We start from the raw sequence: 18,114 nt of genomic DNA, 5'->3' as shown, positions 1-18,114 counted from the left end.
CGAACCGGCGGCCTGTCGTGGGAAAAAATACCCGGGACCGCATATTAGTGAGATTTTAGATTTCACCGCTAGCCTGACATCCGCCATGGACAAACGAATTCCGACGACTGCGGCACCGGCAATCCCATGACGCCGGCATTCCCGTGGTGTCGGTAATCCCGCGGCGCCGGAAATCCGACGATTCCGGCCGTGCCGCACCGCCGCCGAAACAGGAGCTGCCATGACCGAGGCCACGTCGGCACCGCACAGTGGCGACCTTCCCGAGGTGCCCGACTTCCCGATGTCGCGCGGCTGCCCGCTCGACCCGGCGCCGATGTACACGCGGCTGCGCACCGAGCGGCCGGTCACCCAGGTCGCGCTGCCCAGCGGGCAGAAAGCCTGGCTGGTCACGAGCTACGCGCACGTGCGCGCGCTGGTGACCGATCCGAGGATCAGCTCGGACCATCACCACCCCAACCTGCCGCTGCTCGTCCCGCTCGGCCTCTCCGAGGAGGGCACCCAGGGCGGGGAGTCCCAGGCGATGGGCAACACCCTGGTGGGGCTGGACCCGCCGGAGCACTCCGCGCCGCGGCGGATGGTCATCGCCGAGTTCACCGTCCGGCGGATCCAGGAGCTGCGGCCCCGCATCACGGAGATCGTGGAGAGCTGCATCGACGACCTGATCGCCGCCGGCCCCGGCGCGGACCTGGTCGGCACGGTCGCGGTGCGGGTGCCCTCGATGGTGCTGTCCGAACTGCTCGGCGTCCACCCGCCCGACCGCGAGTTCTTCCACACCCGCACCTCGGCGATGCTCAGCCGCGCGAGCACCCCCGAGGAACGCCGCACCGCCATGATCGAACTGGCCACCTTCATCGACGGCCTGATCCGGGAGAAGGAACAGGAGCCGACCGACGACGTGCTCGGCCGGCTCGTCGTGAACAACCGGGAGACCGGGGTGTTCACCCACATGGGCCTGATCCAGATGGCCTACCTGCTGCTGGTCGCCGGCAACGAGACGACCGCGAACATGATCGCGCTGGGCACCACCGGCCTGCTGGAGAACCCGGAGGTGGTGGCCGAGCTGATCGCGGACCCGAGCCGGATCGGCCGGACCGTCGAGGAACTGCTCCGGTACTTCACCATCTCGGACGTGCTGCTCAGGACGGCCCGCGAGGACATCGAGATCGACGGCGTGACGATCCGCAAGGACGACGGCGTCCTGCTCGGCCTGGGCTCGGCCAACCGGGACGAGACGGTCTTCGACAGCCCCGACCGGCTGGACATCCACCGGGGCGCGCGGCACCACATGGCGTTCGGCTACGGCATCCACCAGTGCCTGGGCCAGAACCTCGCCCGGGCGGAGCTGGAGATCGTCTTCACCACGCTGTTCGCGCGGCTGCCGGGTCTGCGGCTGGCCGTGCCCGTGTCGGAGCTCCCGTTCAAGCAGGACTCCAACACCTACGGCCTGCACGAGCTGCCCGTCACCTGGTGACGGTCCGCCCGGCGCCGGGCGGGCTCCTGACCGCCCCGGCCACCTCCCCGGACCACTCCGAACGGAAAGGACCCCCCGTGCGCATCGTCGTCGACCGCGACGTCTGTATCGGCGCCGGCCAGTGCGTGCTCACCGAGCCCCGCGTCTTCCAGCAGAACGACGAGGACGGCATGGTCGAGCTGCTGACCGACCGTCCCGACCCCGGCACGACCGTGACCGTGCGGGTCGCGGTCAGCCTGTGCCCGGCCCGGGCGCTGTCGATCGAGGACTGAGCGCCCGCACGGGGGAGGCCGCCGGTTCCGGCGGCCTCCCCCCACGTCTGCCCCGGCGCCCGCCGGTCGTCGCCGGCCGTACGCCGGCCTCCTCCGACGGGCCGTCGGACACCGATGACGGGAGAACCCGTGGACACCGAACAGTCGTCCCCCCTGGCCGGCACCGGACAGTCGTCCCCCCTGGCCGGCACGGGCCTGCGCGGCCTGGTCGGCGACCGGGCCGCCGAACTCGGCGGCCGCAACCGCTGGCACCAGCTGGAGTGCGACCTCACGGACGCCGCCGCGGTGGACCGGGCGGTCGCCGAGAGCCCCGCCGAGGTGGTCGCGCACTTCGCCGCGTTCACCGACCTCAACGCGGCGGCGGCGCAGACCGGCGACCGCGACGGCCGCTGCTACCGGGTGAACGTCGACGGGACCGCGAACCTCGCCGCCGCGTGCCGCCGGCACGGCCGCTACCTGATCCACGTCTCCACCGACTACGTGTTCAGCGGCGACCAGGTTGAGCCGTACCGGGAGACCGACCGGCCCGACCCGCTGGACTGGTACAGCCGGACCAAGCTCTGGGCCGAGCGCGAGGTGCAGGAGTCCGGCTGCGCGTTCTCCGTCCTCCGCCCCAGCTTCCCGTTCCGGGCCCGCTACCGGCGCAAGGAGGACCTGGTCCGCAAGCTGGTCGGCTGGCTCGCCGCCGGCCGGATCCCGCCGATGTTCGAGGACACCCTGGTGACCCCCACCTTCGTCGACGAGTTCGCCGCGGCCGTCGAGCGGGTGGCACAACTCCGGCCGCCGGACGGGCTGTTCCACTGCGCGGGCGGCAGTTCGCTGTCCCCCTACGACCTCACGGTGACGGTGGCCCGCACCTTCGGGCTCGACGCGGCCCCCGCCGCCCGCGGCCGCCTCGCGGACTACCTGCGCGACGCCGGACGCCCGTACCCGCGCTGGCTGAACGTGTCCAACGAGCACGCGACCCGGGTCCTCGGGGTGCGGTTCTCCCGCATCGAGGACGCCCTGGCCACGATGCGGGACCAACTCGCCCTCAGCGGGGAACTCCCGCGAACTCCCTGATCGAGCCGACCACGTAGTCGATCATCTCGGGGGTGATCCCGGGGTACACGCCGATCCAGAAGGTGTCCTCGGTGACGATGTCGCTGACCGACAGGTCGCCCGACACCCGGAACGTGACGTCCGCGTACGCCGGGTGGCGCGTGAGGTTGCCGCCGAAGAGCCGACGGGTCGCGATCCGCCGCTCCTCCAGGAACGCCACCAACTCGCGGCGGGTGTACGGCGCGTCCTGCTCGACGGTCAGCACGAAGCCGAACCAGCTCGGGTCGGAGTCGGGGGTCGGCTCGGGCAGCAGCAGGCCGGGGACCCCGTCCAGCCCCTCCCGCAGCAGCCGCCAGTTGCGGCGGCGCGCCTCGCCGAACTCCTCGATGCGGCGCAGCTGGGTCACGCCCATCGAGGCCTGGAGGTCGGTGCTCTTCAGGTTGTAACCGACGTGGGAGAAGATGTACTTGTGGTCGTAGCCCGGCGGGAGGGTGCCGAGCTGCTGGTCGAAGCGCTTCAGGCAGCGGTCGTCCTCGCCCGGCTCGCACCAGCAGTCCCGGCCCCAGTCGCGGATCGACTCCACCAGTCGCGCGAGTGCCAGGTCGTTGGTGACCACACAGCCGCCCTCGCCGACCGTGATGTGGTGGGCCGGGTAGAAGCTCACCGTCGAGAGGTCGCCGAACGTGCCGGTGAGCCTGCCCCGGTAGCGCGAGCCGACGGCGTCGCAGTTGTCCTCGATCAGGAACAGGTCGTGCTGACGCGCCAGTTCGGCGACCTCCTCGGCGGCGAACGGGTTGCCGAGCGCGTGCGCGGTCATGATCGCCCGGGTGCGCGGCCCGATCGCGGCGGCGATGGCCTCCGGCGTCGGGTTGTAGGTGCCGAGTTCGACGTCGACGAAGACCGGGACGAGCCCGTTCTGGAGGATCGGGTTGACGGTGGTGGGGAAGCCCGCGGCGGCGGTGATCACCTCGTCGCCGGGACGCAGCCGCACGTCCCCCAGCTGCGGTGAGGTCAGCGCGGTCAGCGCGACCAGGTTCGCCGACGACCCCGAGTTGGTCAGGTGGGCCTTGCGCCGCTTGAAGTACCTGGCGAGGTCGCGCTCGAAGCGGCGCGCGCTGGGGCCCGCCGCGATCCGCATGTCCAACGCCGCCTCGACCAGCGCCGCGCGGTCCTCCTCGTCGAGGACCGCGCCGGAGGTGAGCACCGGGGTCCTCCCCGGGACGAACTCTCCGTCGGCCTGGCTCTGGTGGTAGTCCCTCACCAGCTTCAGGATCGCTTCCTTGTCCTCACCCATGTGGTGGTACCTCCGTAGCCGTTGTCGGTGCGGCGCGCTTCCGCCGGGCGGATCCAGGGCGTGGCTCGGGTCTGCCGGGGTTCCCGGTCGACCAGGTGCAGGAGTTCGACCCGGCCGGGGCCGGCCGGAGCTCCGCTCCGTCTGGGCCTGTCCGGGCAGCCGGTACCGGCGGCACGACCGATCGGCCGAGCCGCGTCGGGACGAAGCGTCCCCCCTGGGCACCCTCAGTGGGTGCCCACGGGGACAGGTTCGCCGCCGTCCCTAACAGCGAGCCTGGTCGGATCTAAAACCGGCGGCTCAGCCGCACCCCGCGCGGCCGTCGGGCCCGGGGCCGATCCCCAGGGCGTGGCGCAGGGCCTCGCGCAGCACCTCGGCGAACGACGGGGGGTTGACGCTGCTGAGCCAGTACCGGCCCGCCACCCGGACGGCCCCGGCGACCACGGCGGCCGTCACCGCCGGGGCCAGTTCCCAGCGTTCGGCGCCGGTCCGCTCGGCGATCGCGTCCGCCAGCGGCTCCTCGGCCATGCTGAACGCCTTCAGCGCCTCGCCCTGCAGCGCGGGCGTGGACATGATCATCGCGAGCCCGGCCCGGTCGGGCTCGGGATCGGCGAAGACCTCGACCACCACCGCGATGAGGGCCTCGCCGAGCGGCTCCTCCGCGGGCCTGGCCCGCAGCGCCCCGCCGAGGCGGCGGGACTGGTCGGTCTGGCCGGCGCAGATCGCCTCCTCCCGGCTGGAGAAGTAATTGTTGTACGTCCGGGGCGCCACGCCGGCGGCTTCGGCGATGTCGCGCACCCGCACCAGGGCCAGCCCCTCGGGGCCCTTCTCCAGCGCCAGCCGCAGCGCGGCGGCACCGATCGCCTCACGGGTGGCCTGCTTGTTGCGGGCCCGCATGCCCATCGGTTGGTCTGCGGTCATGGCTGGTCAGGGGGCCGGCCGGAACGCGCCGGACGGTCAGCCGCCCCCGTCCTCCTCTCATCGCCCGAAGCCTGTGCACCGGCCCGGCCCTCGCGGAGGCCCGCACGCCCCCGGGCCGGGCACCTGAATGTCCGTCACCGTCCAAGCCCCCCACGGTATATGCGCGGCGCGGCGCTGTGGCCGGCGTCGCGGAGAGCACCGTCCCGGGCGGCGGCCTCAGGATCGCGCCGGTGGCCCCGATCCGACGGGCAGGCTCACGGCGAGGCCTCCGCGGCGGCGTCGACCGGGGCCGGGGCGACCGCGGTGAACCGCCCGTAGCCGCCGCGGAACAGCACCATCGGCCCGGCCTCGGCGCTGCACCCGGTCTTGGCGAGCCGGTGCACCCGGGCGACCACGATCATGTGGTCGCCCGCCGGATGCTCAGCCTCCACCGAGCACTCCAGCCAGGCCAGCGCACCGTCGAGGACCGGCATCCCCGCGGGCGACGCCGACCAGGCCACCCCGTGGAACTTGGAGTCCCCGCTGGCCGTGGCCAGCCGCCGGGCCTGCCCGTACTGGCCGGCTGCCAGGAAGCAGATGCCGTGCCGCCGGCCGCCCCGCAGCCGGGGCCAGCTGGTACTGGTGTGCGCCACGCAGAACGCCACCAGCGGCGGGTCCAGCGAGACGGACGTGAACGAGCTCACCAACAGCCCGACCGGCTCCCCGCCGTCCATCCCGGTCACCGCCACCACGCCGGAGGCGAAGTGGCCCAGCACCCGCCGGAAGTCCGCCTGGTCGAACGCGTCCTCCCGGGGCTCGTCCAGCAGGTCGTTCAGTGCTTCGATACGGTTCGCTGCCATCCGGATCCTTCCACGGGTGCTCCCTGAACCGCCGTCCTGGCCGTTGTCCCGGCCATGGTCCCCCGCAGGGCTAATACAGGACTTGCCTCCGGCTAGCCTGCTCGCGCCCCGACCCGGCACCTCCGCCCCCGGGTCGGGGCGGCCGGAAGCACTTAGCCCCGACTTAGCGGCCGTTCCGACAATCGACCTCCACAGGCTGGGAGACCGGCACCCACGGACGGTGGAGGAACCGCAATGCCGCACCGAGCGAGATGGCGCACCGCCATCCCGGCCCTGCTCCGCTGGTGGCAGGGGGTCGGCGACCTGGGATACCTGATGGGCTGGGCACCCCCGCCCCCCTACTGTCCGGGGCCCGCCCGGGTACCCGCCACCCACACCGCCGCTCCAGACCCGCACCCGGCCCTGCCGTCCGGCCACCCCGAAGCCCTCGCCACCGACCGCTTGAGCCCCCTGGAGCGCCGGCTCTGGGAGGAACTCGTCCTCCGCTTCCCCCGCTGACCGCGCCCGGCACACGCCTCGCCGGAGCGACCCACCGACCCGCCCGACCGGACCGACCCGACCGGCCGCCCGCTAGAGTCCCCGGCATGACCCGCGTGAAGATCGAGATCTCCGTCCCCGAGAGCCACGTCGAACAGGTCGTCGACGCCCTCCACGCCGCCGGCGCCGGCCGACTCGGGGAGTACGCCCGCTGCACCAGCGTCTGGCGGATCACCGGCAGTTGGCTGCCCTCCCCCGCCGCCCGGCCCTACCTGGGCACGGCCGGCGAGGTGGAACGGGCCGAGGAGTGCCGGGTGGAGTCCTCCTGCGAGCGGGAGCAGGCCGCCGCCGTACTGGCGGCCGTACGCGCCGCCCACCCCTACGAGGAGCCGGTGGTCAACTTCCTGCCGCTGTACGACCCCGCCGCGGACTGAGCCGGACGGCCCGTCCCGGCCGCCCCATCCGTACCACCCTCCCCGCCCCGGGAATTCCCCTCGCCCCGGCCGTCCCGACGCCGTACCGTGGTCCGGTCAACGATCTTGGAGCACGCGGAGCGGGCGGTACACCATGCAGGACTACCAGGGCTGGGTCGACGAACACTACGGCGCCGTCGCCGACGCCTTCGCCGGCAACTTCGCCGACTTCCCCGAACTCGGCTCCGCCGTCACGGTCTTCGTCGGCGGCCGCAAGGTGGTCGAGCTGTGGGGCGGCACCGCCGACGAACGCACCGGCCGGGCCTGGACGCAGGACACCGTCGTCCCGGTGTTCTCCTGCGCCAAGGGCGCGGTGAGCATCAGCGCCCTGCTGCTCGCCCAGCGGGGCCGGCTCGACCTGGACGCCCCGGTCGCCCGCTACTGGCCCGAGTTCGCGCGCCACGGCAAGCAGGACATCACCACCCGGATGATCCTCGGCCACCGGGCCGGCATCCCGGCGCTGGACGCGGTGCTTCCCTTCGAGGAGGTCGCCGCCTGGGAGCCGGTGATCCGCGCGATCGAGGCCCAGCAGCCGCTCTGGGAGCCGGGCACCACCTACGAGTACCACGGCCATGTGTTCGGCTTCGCGGTCGGCGAGGTGATCCGCCGGATCACCGGCCTGACCCCGGGCGCGTTCCTGCGCAAGGAGATCGCCGAGCCGCTCGGCCTGCCGCTGTGGATCGGCCTGCCGGAGAGCGAACTCCCGCGCCTGGCCCGGCTGGTGGAGGCCGACGGCCGCCGCCCGATGCCCGGCCCCGAGCACCTGCTCACCCGGATCGTCACCATGAACGGCGCCCTGGTCTTCCCCGGCCTGGACGTGCCGCACGGCTGGAACGACCCGGCCCTGCACGCGATCGAGCTCCCCGGCGCGGGCGCGGTCGCCTCCGCCACCGGGCTGGCCGGCCTCTACGCGGCCGCGGCCACCGGCCTGGACGGCGGCCCCCGGCTGCTGTCCGCCGACACCCTGACCGACGCGGTGCGCGAAGTCTCCTCCGGTGCGGGCTTCCTGGGCTTCGACCTGGGTGCCCGCTGGGGCTCCGGCCTGCTGCTGGACTCCGCCGGGTTCCGCCCGCTGCTCGGCGCGCGCAGCTTCGGCAACGACGGCGCCGGCGGCCAGTTCGCCTTCGGCGACGACGAGTTCGGCGTCGGCTTCGGCTACGTCGCCAACCGGATGATCGGCCACGGCGACGCCCGCGCCAACCGGCTGATCGAGGCGCTGCGCGGGTGCCTGGGGTGACGGCGTTCCTCGACCGGCTGATCGGACTCGCCGCCACCGCCGACCTCGGCGGCCTGGGCTACGACGCCTCGCTGCCCCGACTCGCCGCCCGCTTCGGCGACCCGTACGACTCGGGCCCGGTCCACAGGGGCACCCGCTGGCCGCACGCCTTCGGCTGGGGCGACGCGTGGACGGTGTTCTGCCGCTGCCGCCGGCTCCGCTCCTTCTCGCTGCCGACCTGGCACGGGGAGCTCGAACTCCCGGCGGACGGCCCGGGGTTGCTGACGTACGACACCCGGGTCACCGAGTCCGCGCTGGTCGCCGCGCTGACGGCGGCCGGCCTCGCCTGGGAGACCGTGACCTACGAGAACATCCCCGACCAGCGCACCCTGGAGGTGGCGCCGACCGAGGAGGTCCGGGTCGCGTTCGTGCTGGCCGACCGGATCGCCCGGGACGAACCGCCCCTGGACGACTGGCTGTTGTACAAGGTCGGCCTCTGGGGCTACGACCACCCCGACTGCCCCGAGCCGGACGGCACCCTGCCGGACGACGGCTGGGGTGCGGCCGAACTCTGAGCCGGCGCCGGGCCGTTCCGTCCCCTGTGCGGAACGGCCCACCGCCGACCGGCTACTTGAGCAGGAAGCCGACCGGCTACTTGAGCAGGAAGTCGTAGACCGCCTGCCGCCCGACCGGGTTGGCCGCCCGGGTCTGCACCGAGTGCGCCGCCCCCGGGACGATCACGATCTGCGGGTCGTGCGTCAGCTTCGCCTGCTGGTACAGCCACTCGTACGGGGTGGAGAGGTCCCGGTCCCCACCGAGCAGCAGCACCGGCACGTCGGGCAGCTTGCGGTGCGCCGGCGGCAGCGGCGGCACCGGCTCGCGCGGCCAGTCCAGGCAGACCAGCAGGCTGCCGAGGCCGGTCGCGGTCGCCGGGTCGTACGGCCAGGTCTGCTCGGCGGTCAGCCGCTGCCGGGTGCGCTCCAGCGCGGCCGCCCGGCCCGCCACCGGGGTGTCCGAGGAGCCCCACGGGTAGCGCCCGTCGGCGCACAGGGTGGCGGCGTGCAGGCCCTGGCTGAGCAGTTCGGCCGGGGCGGCGTCGTTCTTGTGGACGTCGTCGATGAAGGCCTGGAGCTTCTGCGGGTTGCCGCCGGCCGCTTCGTGCAGGGCTTCCGGTACCCCGCCGTAGTTGGGGTCGGCGAACTCGTAGCTGGTGAGCGCGTCCAGGATCTGCGCGCCGTTGCCGTACTTCCGCACGGTGGCGGCCAGGTCGGCAGCCGGGTCGGTGGTGCAGCCGGTGGCCTGGCAGGCGGTGCGCAGCACCCGGGCGGTGGCGGGCAGCGCGACCAGGTCCATCGGGTCGTAGCCGCCCTGCGGCACCACCGAGTCGAGCACCAGCCGCTCCACGTGCGCCGGGTGGGCGAGGGCGTAGCGCTCGGCGACGAAGGTGCCGTAGGAGACGCCGTCCAGGGTCAGCCGGCGGTCGCCGAGGGCCTGGCGGAGCAGGTCGATGTCGGCGACGGTGTCCGCGCTGCTGTAGTAGCGGGCGTTCGGGCCGAGGGCGGCGGCGCAGTCGGCGATGGACTGCTTGCGGGGTAAGGCGAGGTCGGAGGAGCCCATGTCCTCCTGGAGGCCGGGGCACTGGAGGGCCCGCTCCCCGGTGCCGCGCTGGTCGTACATGATCAGGCGGTAGCCCTTGAGGACGGGTGCGATCTTGCCCGCGATCCGGCGGATCAGCGGGACGCCGGGCTGGCCCGGGCCGCCGGCGAGGAACAGCAGGTCGCCCTTGGGGGCGTCGGCGTTGCCGGTCATCGCCACGGCGAGCTGGAGGGTGCCGGGGGTCCGGCCGCTGTGGTCGAGCGGCACGGTGATGGTTCCACAGGTGAATTCGGGCGCGCCCTGGCAGGGTGCCTGCCCGGTGACGCCGCCGCCGTGGCGCTGGGGTTCGGTCGGGGCGGCGACGGCGGGGCCGGCCAGGGTGGTGCCGGCGACCACCGCGACGGCGCCCAGCAGGGCGGCGATGCGGCCGCGCGTGCTCGTCATGTTCGTCGGGGTTCCTTCCGCTCGCGCCGCGTCCGTCCTGACGCGGTCACGGGAAGAAGCCTGCGCCCGGGTGACTTCGAAGGCGAGCATTCGTGCCAGGATTCGACCAGGGTCGAAGGGTTGACGACCGAAAGGACGACAAACCCGACCGTTCCGGCAGGCTGGCAGAGGGGTGGACGCCATGATCCGGCTCACGATCGACTCGACCGGGCTCGCCCGCACCCGGTTCGTCGTCTCGCCGTTGCACGAGGCGGTCAACACCCTGACGGCCGCCTCCGCGCTCAACTCCCGTACCGGCCCGTACGCCTGGGTCGGCCGGTCCCGCCGGGTGCTGCGCCGGGAGGGGCTGGAGCTGCTGTCCGGGCTGGCGCTGGAGCGAGCCGGCGGCTACCTCCCCGACTTCCTCGCCCCGCACCCGACCGGGCCGGACCCGACGATCGCCGAGCAGCTGGAGGCCGTCCGTCGCGCCGACCCGGACCGGGTGCTGGCCGAGTTGGACACCGTCCGCCACGGGCTGCCCGCCGCCAACCTGGCCGGCCGGCCGCTGCCGGACGTGGTGCTGAGCGCGCTGCGGCGCGGCCCGCGCCACTTCGCCGAGCGGGTCGCGGACGAGCTGGGCCGGTACTGGGAGCTGGCGGTCGCCCCGTACTGGCCGGACGCCCGCGCGGTACTGGAGGCCGAGATCGACCAGCGGGGCCGGCACGTCGCCCGGTACGGCACCGGGTCGCTGTTCAACTCGCTCTCCCCGGAACTCTCCTGGTCGGACGGGCTGATCCAGCTGGAGAGCCGCTTCGAGGTGGACCTGCCGGCCCGCATGGTGCTGCTGATGCCGACGCTGGTCAGCCGCTCGATCCACGTCATCCTCGACACGGTCGACGGCTGTCACCGGGCGCCGACGCTGATGTACCCGATCACGCCGTCCGTACCCGCGCCCCGGACACCCGCGCCCGCCCTGGCCCAGCTGGTCGGGCCGACCCGGGCGGACCTGCTGGCCGCACTGGTGGACCCGGCGACCACCGCGGCGCTGGCCGCCCGGCACTTCCTCAGCCCCGGAACGGTCTCGTACCACCTGGGGGTGCTGCACCGCTCGGGGCTGGTCAGCCGGGTGCGCAGCGGGCGGGAGGTGCTGTACCGGCGGACGCCGCGCGGGGAGGAGCTGGTGATGTCGCATTGACATGCGCTCTGAGGAGCGCACTGAGGGGCGCACCGCGATGGGCGCATGAGCGGGCGCGTGCTCCTGATTTCGCGCCCCTCAGGTCCGTTTCACACCAACGCGCGCGGGAGCACCACCCGCACCCATTCCTCCGGCTGCGACAGGTGCGGAGCGTGACCGGCGCCCTGGTAGAGGTGCCGTTCCGCCTTCGGGAGGGTGAGGTCGATGATGTCCAGCACCTCGCCGTACATCGGCGGGCTGTCGTCGCTCTGCGTGAGCAGCACGGCCTCGTTGAAGCCGCTGAGCGCGGTCAGGTCCAGATCCAGCGCATCCGGGTCCCGCAGCTCGTCCAGGTAGGTCGGGGCATTGCGGATGAAGGTGTGCCGCACCGGCGCGGGCAGCTGGGCCCACGCCCCCGGCCCGAAGGCGACGGTCTCCACGAACAGCTCCGCCGCCGCGGCCGACTCCGCCTGCTCCAGCAGCTCCCGGACGGCGGCGGTCCGGCCGGCGAGGGCGGCGGCGATCGGCCGCAGCTCCGGGTCGGTGAGCAGGATGCCGGTGCCGGGCGGCTCGTGCACGGCGAGGCCCCGCAGCAGGTCGGGCCGGACGGAGGCGAGCCGCAGCGCGATCAGCGCACCGTACGAGTTCCCGGCGACGAAGGCCGGAGCGAGCCCGAGGCCCTCGATCAGCCCGGCCAGGTCGGCGGCGTCCTCGTGCACCGAGCCCTGGGTCAGCGGGTCCTCGCTGCGGCTGTGGCCCCGGCGGTCGTAGGCGACGACGGTGGTGGACTCGGCCAGGCCCGGCATCACCCGGGCCCACGAGTCACCGTCGGTCCACGAGCCGTGCACCAGGACGACGCCGGGGCCTTCGCCTTGGGCCTCGTAGTGCAGCCCGACCCCGTTCACCCTGATCTCGGCCATCACGAGCCTCCCGATCTCGGCGGTGCTCCCTCACCAGCCTGACACAGGCACGCGGAACGGACAGTCCGGTCAGGCGGGACGGACGGTCCGGTCAGGCGGAACGGACTCCGGTCAGATCGGGGACTCGAAGAGGTGCGGCTCCCAGTGACCGAGCCAGGAGCAGGTGGAGGAGGGCAGGGCGAGGCCCTCGGTGGACTCGTCGTAGGGAAGGAAGGAGGTGGGCGCGAACCAGCCCTCACCGGGGTCGATGCGCAGGCGGAGCAGGCGCAGCGGACGGTGCAGGGCGAGGTAGGCGCGCAGGTCGTCGGTGGAGGGGTGGTGGTCCTCGTAGCGGTCCTGGACGCAGCGGCAGATGGTCAGGATGTCGGTGTCGGCGAGGAGAAGGTAGCGGGGGCCGGGGCCGAGGTTCACGCAGAGTCGTCGGCGGGCCTTCCGGCGCTCGCCGTAGGGGAGGTTCTGGTGGTTGTCGACGTGGAGGCCGGGGCGTCGGGCGGACTCGGGGAGGACGTGGGTGGTGGGCAGGCCCGGCGGGTCCTCGGCGTCACCGAGGGTGATCGGGTGGGGGTCGCCGAGGGTCTCGACCAGGGCGGCGAGGGTGTCGCGGTCGGTGACGGTGTCGGGGAGCCGGAACAGCTCGACCAGACCGGAGGCGGGGGTGAAGTAACCGGGGGCGAACCGCTCGGGGTAGCCGCCGGGCAGGGGCTCCCAGGCGTCGGGGTCGGGGACGACGGCGCAGGTCTCGTAGTCGGGCTCGAAGTAGAGCCGGCGGGGGCGGCCGTAGTCGCAACGGGCGTGCAGGGCGGCGGGGTTGCGGAAGGCGATCGCGGCGGGGTGCATGGCGGGTGGACTTCCTCGGGGTAGGTGGAGGGTCGGCGGGGGTCAGGTGAGGAGGACGCGCGCCCAGACGCGCTTGCCCGAGCCCCGGCGGACGACGACGCCGAAGTCGAGCGAGAGCTCACGGACGAGCTGGATGCCCCGGCCGCCCTCGTTGAAGCGGCGCAGGCGGGGCTTCTGGAGCGGCAGGTCGAAGCGCGGGTCCCACACTTCGAGGCGGCAGTCGCCGCCGAACTCCTGGAGGTAGAGGCGGATTTCGCCGTGGCCCTGGCAGGCGTGGACGACGGCGTTGGTGACGAGCTCGGAGCCGATGAGGACGAGGTCGTCGACCGTGTCGCCGAAGTAGCCCCAGAAGCCCAGCTGGTTGCGGATGTGGTGGCGGGCGGTTCGGACCGAGGTGGAGTGCTCGGTGAGGGTGAGCTCGGAGGTGCGGAGGAGAGGTGTGCTCAACGCGGACATGGGTGCCCCTTCGCTTCGACACGACGTCAGGTGCGTGTCCGTGCGGTCACGTTGAGTGTGACGGATGTAAATTCGAACCTGCAACCCGAACGCAATCACAATTCCGTGGATCTTGAAACGGATCGAGACAACCGCAAGACTGGCGGTCCACACCGATGGGGAGGGGCGCCACTTGAACAAGGATCTGTCCGCAATCAGGCAAATCCGCCTCGGCGAGGAGCTGCGCGCCTGGCGGCTGGACAACAACAAGACCCTGGCGGACGCCACGACAGGGCTGAAGGGTTGGAACCCCGCCCGGCTCAGCAGAATAGAGCGCGCACAGCAGCCGATCGGTGGCGCCGATCTGAAGATCCTCCTGGACCACTACGGCATTACCGGCCAGGAGCGGGAGGACATTGAGAGTCTGCTCACCGCAGGCCCTGCACGGCGTTGGTGGCGCAGCCTGGACTTCGCCGACAGCATCACGGCCGCTTTCGCCGAGTACCTCGACCTCGAAGCCGATGCCTCTCACATCTCGGAGTACTTCCCTGCCGCGTTCCCCGGACTGCTCCAAACCGAGGGCTACGCAACTGAGATGATCGCAGCCAGTTTGAGCGCTCCCAATGACGAACAGATCGAAGCCGCAGCCGAGGTCCGCCTCCGTCGACAGAGTCGCTTGACCGACGACCATCCGCTCAAATTCGATGCCTACTTCGGAGAAGTCGCACTGCTGGTCGCAGGTGATCAGCAGGTCCTCGCAGACCAGATCCGACACACGATCAAGGTCGCTCAATATCCCAACGTCACAGTCAGGATGGTCCCGCTCAGCGCTGGCCGACCTGGCATTCTGGCCTCAGGCGTGGTGCTGATGCGGTTCCCCGGTGACCCTGATGGAGGCTTCGTCTTCATCGAGGCCGTCGGAGGTATGCTCCCTCGCAGAACGGGACGCGACGTACGACGGGCCGAGCGGGCCATCGCTCGTGTTGAGCGCTACGCGTTGTCGCCCGAAGAGACCATCACCGTCCTTGAACGCAAGTTGGAAGAGCTGACGTGAGCGCGAAGCACGACCCCTACGACCACAACTCAACCGACGCCGAGTGGGTCAAGTCCCCCTTCTCTGCCGATGACAACGGCAGTTGCGTGATCGTCGCCCGCTTCGACAACGGCGACGTCTGGCTCGGCGACGACAAGAACCCCAACCGCCCCCACCTCGCCTTCGACCAGGCCGAGTGGACCGCCTTCATCCAGGCCATCGAAGCCCGCGACCCCCGCTTCACCGCCTAACAGACCCTCCGGCCCGGCCCGTTCACCAACGAGCCGGGCCGCTGCCCACCGGGAGGTCTCATGCACGACCCGTACAACCACGACCCGGCCTCTGCCGATTGGTTCAAGTCCCCCTTCTCCGGTGACGGTAACGGCGACTGCGTGATCATTGCCCGCTTCGACAACGGCGACGTCTGGCTCGGCGACGACAAGAACCCCCACCGCCCCCACCTCGCCTTCAACCACAGCGAGTGGACCGCCTTCGTCCAAGCCGTCCAAGCTCGCGACCCCCGCTTCACCGCCTAACCTGGCAGTGGCCCTGCTCGACACAACGAGCAGGGCCACCGGCCATCGGGAGGCAATCATGCACAACCCGTACAACCACAACCCCGCCGACGCCCAGTGGGTCAAGTCCCCTTTCTCCGCCGATGACAACGGCGACTGCGTGACCATCGCCCGCTTCGCCAATGGCGACGTCTGGCTCGGCGACGACAAGAACCCCAACCGCCCCCACCTCGCCTTCAACCAGGCCGAGTGGACCGCCTTCATCCAGGCCATCGAAGCCCGCGACCCCCGCTTCACCGCCTAACAGACCCTCCGGCCCGGCCCGTTCACCAACGGGCCGGGCCGTCCTCAGCCGATCCCCCGGACCGGCGGCTCGTCCCTGGTCCCGTCCTCCGCGACGACCGTGAACTGCTCCCTGCCCGCCACCGACAGGTCCACCGGGTACAGCGAGGCAGTGTCGTTGACGTCCAGCTCGCGGCTCTGCCGGCCGGTCGCGGCGTCGATCCGGGTCAGCTTGTCGCGGGTCATCGCCCACACCGACGTCCCGTCGACCAGCACGCCCGTCACCTGGTCGTCCAGGCCCGCCGTCCACTGCTTGGTGCCGTCCGCGAGGGAGTACGCGACCAGCCGCCCGGTGGCGGTGCGGCTCGGGTGCGGGCCGCCGCTGATGCTGACGTCGCCCTGCCGCTCCCCCGGCACGATGAACAGGTCTCCGACCACCATCCCGCCGAGCAGGGGCCGGGCGGTGAACTCGTCGAAGGCGTGCACCCCGCCCAGCATCACGTCCAGGTCGTACTCGTCCCCGGAGACGGGGATCGCCGCGCGGCGGCGGCCCGTCCGGTCGAAGCTGAGCACCGCGTGGGTGCCGCGCTCGGCCTGGGCGTCGACCCAGACCGCGAGCGGGTCGACGGACACCACCATGAAGTTCTTGAGCCCGCCCTCGGCCGCCATGGCCGCCCGCGTCCGCCCCTGCCCGTCCCCGGGCGCCAGGGTGCGCACGACCGCCGTCCCGTCACCGCACTCCGCGGCCGTCACCACGTCCTGGTCCCCGCCCGCGACCTCGATCGGGGTGCACCCGGCGTCGGGCGCGCTGCGCCACAGCTCCTGGCCGTCGGTCAGCCGGACGGCCCGCCAGCCGTCGGTGCCCTGCAGCACGGCCTGGGCGCCCGCCACCGCGACGAGGTCGGAGTCCGCGCTGTCCCCGTCCCGGGCGGGGGCGTTCACGGTGGCGGTCCAGCCCTGCTTGCCGTCCGCGAGGTCCAGCGAGGTCACCGCCGCGCAGGGCTTGCCGTGCGGCGAGTGCCCGACCAGGCCGATGCCGCCCGCTCCGATCCCCCGGCTCATCGTGCACACGGAGTCGGAGCCCGGCGGCGTCCACTGCCAGGCCACCGACCCGCCGCTGCTGCGGTAGGCCACCACCTGGTCGGGACGGACCCGCACCACCAGGCTGCCGTTGGTCCAGCTGCCGACGGCCCGGACGGTGGCCGGGTGGTCCGCCGGGGCCTTCCAGGAGTCGTTGAGGCCGTCCCCGGCGAAGCAGAAGAAGACCCCCAGGCCCAGCACGGTGCCGACGGCCGCCGCAGGGAGCCCGCGCCTGGGGTGGATCAGCGCCCAGACGAAGCCGGCGCCGCAGGGCAGCAGGCCGAGGATGCTGATGGCGCCCAGGTAGCCCAGGCTCTCGCCGCCGAACCCGTTCGCAGGGCCGAACAGCACGGCCAGGCCCATGCTCGCGAACAGGGCCCCGAGCACGCCGCCGGTCAGTACGGCCCCGGTCTCCCTGTGCTCGGCGAACCTGGCGGCCCACCTCGACCTTGCCCGGACGACGCTGTCCTCGGGCCGCTCGGCCATGCCCGTCTCTCCCCTGCGAAGCGCCGCCCCCGCAGTGGGGCGTCGATCATCGGATCGTCGCAGAGCAGGGCAAATTCCTGAACAAAGAGCAGGAAAAACCACGTCCTGCCCTGCACATGGGAGGCCCTGACCGGCGCGATCGTTACGAATCGCGCGGGTGCCCCACGTCCAGCCGCAGCACCCCGGTCTCGTCCGGTGCCCACACGCCCGCTCGGCCCGGCTCGGCGAAGTAGTAGTCGTCCCCGTGCAGCACCCGCACCCGCTCCGGGCCGACGGTGGCCGCCGGCGCCACGGCCGGCGTCGTCTTGCCCGCACCGGCCCCGCCGGTCAGCGTCACCAGCATCTCCGCCCCCTCCTCGTCAGCCGCGGCCCGTCGTCAGCTCGACGCCCAGCCCGGGAGGCCCGGAAGCACCGCCTCGGCGAGGCGGTAGAGGGCGGCGTCGTCGATCGGCAGCGAGTCCTTGCGCCAGACGCTGAGCTCGAAGCTGCCGCCGCTCCCGTCCGGATTCTTCGCCACGGCGAGCGCGTGGGCGGGGGCGCCGGTGCCCGTGGTGGACTTGCCGCCGCCGAGGGAGAAGGACAGCGTCATCGTGGGGGCGCGGTAGAACAGTGCCTTGTGCCCGAGGACGGGTGCGCGCGGGTCCGCCGACGGGTAGAGCCGGGCGTAGTCGTCCACGTCGACGTCCGTACTGTCCGCGAGCTGGACGTAGAGCTCGCTGAACTGCACCTCCGCCGCGCCGTAGCCGTCCTTGTCCAGGCCCGGCCCGCCGCCCAGCGTCATCCCGGCCTGCGCCACCAGCACCCGCTCCTTCGGCACGCCCATCAGCACCGGCAGGTCGGGGCGGTTGAGCGCGGCGCACAGCGCCGGGTACCTGGCCGAGTCCGTCGGCTTCGCCGGACTGCACTTCGCCGGCGCATTGTTCGGCCCGAGGCCCCGGCCGTCCCCGGTCAGGTACCAGAGGCCGGCGAGCAGCGCCCCCACCAGGACGACCGCAAGGGCGACCTGCAAGCCCACCCGCGGCGCCCGGGCGTCGGCTTCGGGGTCGGGCTCCGCCTCGGGCTCTACCTCGGGTGCGGGCTCCGGCTCGGTGGTGCCGGTCTCCACGTTTCCCCCACGATCACCAGTCACCGGCGGACCCTATCCCCGTCGGCGCCCGTCCGCACCGGAATTCCCCGACCCCGAGGCCGGCCCCGAGGCCGGCTCCGAGGCCGGCTCCCACCCGCGTGGGGACGACGTTTGACTTCCTCCCTGCCCTAAAGGGACGGGGATTCCGGCCGCGCGTGCCGCGCGGGGGCTTCGCCCCGTGCGTGTGCGCGTCGCCGGTGGTTGGC

22 protein-coding genes are annotated in these 18,114 nt (G+C 72.7%); 12 read left to right on the top strand and 10 right to left on the bottom strand.

Annotation, left to right across the window (positions count from 1 at the left end):
- The first annotated feature begins 220 nt into the window (after positions 1-220).
- From ACIQWA_RS38425 to ACIQWA_RS38415, 3 genes are all read left to right on the top strand, one after another.
- Positions 221-1,471 carry a cytochrome P450 gene (locus tag ACIQWA_RS38425; protein ID WP_402491124.1) on the top strand — a complete coding sequence of 417 codons (1,251 nt, stop codon included), beginning with the start codon at positions 221-223 and terminating at the stop codon, positions 1,469-1,471.
- Between the two features lie 77 nt (positions 1,472-1,548).
- On the top strand, positions 1,549-1,743 hold the full coding sequence (locus tag ACIQWA_RS38420) for a (4Fe-4S)-binding protein (RefSeq protein ID WP_360242754.1): 195 nt from the start codon (positions 1,549-1,551) through the stop codon (positions 1,741-1,743).
- Positions 1,744-1,872: 129 nt separating this feature from the next.
- Entirely contained in the window at positions 1,873-2,805 is a 933-nt protein-coding gene (locus ACIQWA_RS38415; protein WP_402491121.1) for an SDR family oxidoreductase, read from the top strand.
- On the opposite strand, the gene rfbH is transcribed toward ACIQWA_RS38415, so the two are convergent.
- The 3 genes from rfbH to ACIQWA_RS38400 all read right to left on the bottom strand — a co-directional run bounded on the left by rfbH (position 2,777) and on the right by ACIQWA_RS38400 (position 5,835).
- Complete coding sequence (gene rfbH, locus ACIQWA_RS38410) at positions 2,777-4,078, bottom strand: lipopolysaccharide biosynthesis protein RfbH (RefSeq protein ID WP_402491119.1); 1,302 nt, start codon at positions 4,076-4,078, stop codon at positions 2,777-2,779. The genes ACIQWA_RS38415 and rfbH overlap by 29 nt on opposite strands.
- A gap of 297 nt (positions 4,079-4,375) precedes the next feature.
- Entirely contained in the window at positions 4,376-4,996 is a 621-nt protein-coding gene (locus ACIQWA_RS38405) for a TetR/AcrR family transcriptional regulator (protein WP_360242763.1), read from the bottom strand.
- A 254-nt stretch (positions 4,997-5,250) separates the two neighbouring features.
- Positions 5,251-5,835, bottom strand: a complete 585-nt coding sequence (locus ACIQWA_RS38400) for a flavin reductase family protein (RefSeq protein WP_402491116.1) — start codon at positions 5,833-5,835, stop codon at positions 5,251-5,253.
- Between the two features lie 234 nt (positions 5,836-6,069).
- On the opposite strand from ACIQWA_RS38400, the gene ACIQWA_RS38395 reads away from it, so the two are divergent.
- From ACIQWA_RS38395 to ACIQWA_RS38380, 4 genes are all read left to right on the top strand, one after another.
- Positions 6,070-6,333 carry a hypothetical protein gene (locus tag ACIQWA_RS38395; RefSeq protein ID WP_402491113.1) on the top strand — a complete coding sequence of 88 codons (264 nt, stop codon included), beginning with the start codon at positions 6,070-6,072 and terminating at the stop codon, positions 6,331-6,333.
- An 86-nt stretch (positions 6,334-6,419) separates the two neighbouring features.
- The gene (locus ACIQWA_RS38390) at positions 6,420-6,746 is read left to right on the top strand and encodes a hypothetical protein (RefSeq protein WP_360242772.1); all 327 of its coding nucleotides are present in this window, start codon (positions 6,420-6,422) and stop codon (positions 6,744-6,746) included.
- A 133-nt stretch (positions 6,747-6,879) separates the two neighbouring features.
- Positions 6,880-8,022: a serine hydrolase domain-containing protein gene (locus ACIQWA_RS38385; protein ID WP_402491110.1), complete on the top strand. Its 1,143-nt coding sequence runs from the start codon at positions 6,880-6,882 to the stop codon at positions 8,020-8,022.
- The gene (locus ACIQWA_RS38380; RefSeq protein ID WP_402491107.1) at positions 8,019-8,576 is read left to right on the top strand and encodes a hypothetical protein; all 558 of its coding nucleotides are present in this window, start codon (positions 8,019-8,021) and stop codon (positions 8,574-8,576) included. The genes ACIQWA_RS38385 and ACIQWA_RS38380 overlap by 4 nt, the downstream gene beginning before the upstream one ends.
- Before the next feature lie 76 nt (positions 8,577-8,652).
- Here ACIQWA_RS38380 and ACIQWA_RS38375 read toward each other — a convergent pair whose 3' ends face one another.
- A complete protein-coding gene (locus tag ACIQWA_RS38375) occupies positions 8,653-10,041 on the bottom strand; it encodes an alpha/beta hydrolase (RefSeq protein ID WP_402491104.1) in 1,389 nt (462 codons plus the stop codon).
- Positions 10,042-10,222: 181 nt separating this feature from the next.
- On the opposite strand from ACIQWA_RS38375, the gene ACIQWA_RS38370 reads away from it, so the two are divergent.
- Complete coding sequence (locus tag ACIQWA_RS38370) at positions 10,223-11,215, top strand: helix-turn-helix domain-containing protein (RefSeq protein WP_402491101.1); 993 nt, start codon at positions 10,223-10,225, stop codon at positions 11,213-11,215.
- An 89-nt stretch (positions 11,216-11,304) separates the two neighbouring features.
- On the opposite strand, the gene ACIQWA_RS38365 is transcribed toward ACIQWA_RS38370, so the two are convergent.
- The 3 genes from ACIQWA_RS38365 to ACIQWA_RS38355 all read right to left on the bottom strand — a co-directional run bounded on the left by ACIQWA_RS38365 (position 11,305) and on the right by ACIQWA_RS38355 (position 13,407).
- A complete protein-coding gene (locus ACIQWA_RS38365) occupies positions 11,305-12,114 on the bottom strand; it encodes an alpha/beta fold hydrolase (protein WP_402491099.1) in 810 nt (269 codons plus the stop codon).
- A gap of 111 nt (positions 12,115-12,225) precedes the next feature.
- Positions 12,226-12,951, bottom strand: coding sequence for a hypothetical protein (locus ACIQWA_RS38360; RefSeq protein WP_402491096.1), 726 nt, complete (start codon positions 12,949-12,951; stop codon positions 12,226-12,228).
- Between the two features lie 42 nt (positions 12,952-12,993).
- Entirely contained in the window at positions 12,994-13,407 is a 414-nt protein-coding gene (locus ACIQWA_RS38355; RefSeq protein WP_402491094.1) for an ATP-binding protein, read from the bottom strand.
- A 172-nt stretch (positions 13,408-13,579) separates the two neighbouring features.
- Between ACIQWA_RS38355 and ACIQWA_RS38350 the strand changes: the two genes are divergently transcribed.
- Genes ACIQWA_RS38350 through ACIQWA_RS38335 form a run of 4 tightly spaced genes read left to right on the top strand, consistent with a single transcriptional unit; the run spans position 13,580 to position 15,238 of the window.
- A complete protein-coding gene (locus ACIQWA_RS38350) occupies positions 13,580-14,440 on the top strand; it encodes a helix-turn-helix domain-containing protein (RefSeq protein ID WP_402491091.1) in 861 nt (286 codons plus the stop codon).
- Positions 14,437-14,670 carry a DUF397 domain-containing protein gene (locus tag ACIQWA_RS38345; RefSeq protein WP_402491089.1) on the top strand — a complete coding sequence of 78 codons (234 nt, stop codon included), beginning with the start codon at positions 14,437-14,439 and terminating at the stop codon, positions 14,668-14,670. Before ACIQWA_RS38350 ends, ACIQWA_RS38345 begins: the two co-directional genes overlap by 4 nt.
- A 60-nt stretch (positions 14,671-14,730) precedes the next feature.
- On the top strand, positions 14,731-14,955 hold the full coding sequence (locus ACIQWA_RS38340; RefSeq protein WP_402491086.1) for a DUF397 domain-containing protein: 225 nt from the start codon (positions 14,731-14,733) through the stop codon (positions 14,953-14,955).
- A gap of 58 nt (positions 14,956-15,013) precedes the next feature.
- Complete coding sequence (locus ACIQWA_RS38335) at positions 15,014-15,238, top strand: DUF397 domain-containing protein (protein ID WP_402491083.1); 225 nt, start codon at positions 15,014-15,016, stop codon at positions 15,236-15,238.
- Positions 15,239-15,282: 44 nt separating this feature from the next.
- Here ACIQWA_RS38335 and ACIQWA_RS38330 read toward each other — a convergent pair whose 3' ends face one another.
- The 3 genes from ACIQWA_RS38330 to ACIQWA_RS38320 all read right to left on the bottom strand — a co-directional run bounded on the left by ACIQWA_RS38330 (position 15,283) and on the right by ACIQWA_RS38320 (position 17,911).
- Positions 15,283-16,782 carry a PQQ-binding-like beta-propeller repeat protein gene (locus tag ACIQWA_RS38330; RefSeq protein ID WP_402491080.1) on the bottom strand — a complete coding sequence of 500 codons (1,500 nt, stop codon included), beginning with the start codon at positions 16,780-16,782 and terminating at the stop codon, positions 15,283-15,285.
- A gap of 142 nt (positions 16,783-16,924) precedes the next feature.
- The gene (locus ACIQWA_RS38325; protein ID WP_402491077.1) at positions 16,925-17,125 is read right to left on the bottom strand and encodes a hypothetical protein; all 201 of its coding nucleotides are present in this window, start codon (positions 17,123-17,125) and stop codon (positions 16,925-16,927) included.
- Positions 17,126-17,158: 33 nt separating this feature from the next.
- Positions 17,159-17,911, bottom strand: a complete 753-nt coding sequence (locus ACIQWA_RS38320; RefSeq protein WP_402491075.1) for a DUF6215 domain-containing protein — start codon at positions 17,909-17,911, stop codon at positions 17,159-17,161.
- Positions 17,912-18,114 lie beyond the last annotated feature (203 nt).

This window comes from Kitasatospora sp. NPDC098652 (genome assembly GCF_044760155.1).
In the GTDB taxonomy this organism is placed as follows: Bacteria; Actinomycetota; Actinomycetes; order Streptomycetales; family Streptomycetaceae; genus Kitasatospora.
The sequence above is the reverse complement of the archived record's forward strand: the minus strand, read 5'-3'. Positions and strand labels throughout refer to the sequence as shown.

What these genes read in the sequence shown, in the direction of transcription:
- ACIQWA_RS38365 (WP_402491099.1), bottom strand. Translation starts at nt 12,114, where the DNA reads ATGGCCGAGATCAGGGTGAACGGGGTCGGGCTGCACTACGAGGCCCAA.
- ACIQWA_RS38425 (WP_402491124.1), top strand. Translation starts at nt 221, where the DNA reads ATGACCGAGGCCACGTCGGCACCGCACAGTGGCGACCTTCCCGAGGTG.
- ACIQWA_RS38325 (WP_402491077.1), bottom strand. Translation starts at nt 17,125, where the DNA reads ATGCTGGTGACGCTGACCGGCGGGGCCGGTGCGGGCAAGACGACGCCG.
- ACIQWA_RS38355 (WP_402491094.1), bottom strand. Translation starts at nt 13,407, where the DNA reads ATGTCCGCGTTGAGCACACCTCTCCTCCGCACCTCCGAGCTCACCCTC.
- ACIQWA_RS38335 (WP_402491083.1), top strand. Translation starts at nt 15,014, where the DNA reads ATGCACAACCCGTACAACCACAACCCCGCCGACGCCCAGTGGGTCAAG.
- ACIQWA_RS38390 (WP_360242772.1), top strand. Translation starts at nt 6,420, where the DNA reads ATGACCCGCGTGAAGATCGAGATCTCCGTCCCCGAGAGCCACGTCGAA.
- ACIQWA_RS38375 (WP_402491104.1), bottom strand. Translation starts at nt 10,041, where the DNA reads ATGACGAGCACGCGCGGCCGCATCGCCGCCCTGCTGGGCGCCGTCGCG.
- ACIQWA_RS38395 (WP_402491113.1), top strand. Translation starts at nt 6,070, where the DNA reads ATGCCGCACCGAGCGAGATGGCGCACCGCCATCCCGGCCCTGCTCCGC.
- ACIQWA_RS38400 (WP_402491116.1), bottom strand. Translation starts at nt 5,835, where the DNA reads ATGGCAGCGAACCGTATCGAAGCACTGAACGACCTGCTGGACGAGCCC.
- rfbH (WP_402491119.1), bottom strand. Translation starts at nt 4,078, where the DNA reads ATGGGTGAGGACAAGGAAGCGATCCTGAAGCTGGTGAGGGACTACCAC.
- ACIQWA_RS38330 (WP_402491080.1), bottom strand. Translation starts at nt 16,782, where the DNA reads ATGGCCGAGCGGCCCGAGGACAGCGTCGTCCGGGCAAGGTCGAGGTGG.
- ACIQWA_RS38360 (WP_402491096.1), bottom strand. Translation starts at nt 12,951, where the DNA reads ATGCACCCCGCCGCGATCGCCTTCCGCAACCCCGCCGCCCTGCACGCC.
- ACIQWA_RS38405 (WP_360242763.1), bottom strand. Translation starts at nt 4,996, where the DNA reads ATGACCGCAGACCAACCGATGGGCATGCGGGCCCGCAACAAGCAGGCC.
- ACIQWA_RS38385 (WP_402491110.1), top strand. Translation starts at nt 6,880, where the DNA reads ATGCAGGACTACCAGGGCTGGGTCGACGAACACTACGGCGCCGTCGCC.
- ACIQWA_RS38370 (WP_402491101.1), top strand. Translation starts at nt 10,223, where the DNA reads ATGATCCGGCTCACGATCGACTCGACCGGGCTCGCCCGCACCCGGTTC.
- ACIQWA_RS38340 (WP_402491086.1), top strand. Translation starts at nt 14,731, where the DNA reads ATGCACGACCCGTACAACCACGACCCGGCCTCTGCCGATTGGTTCAAG.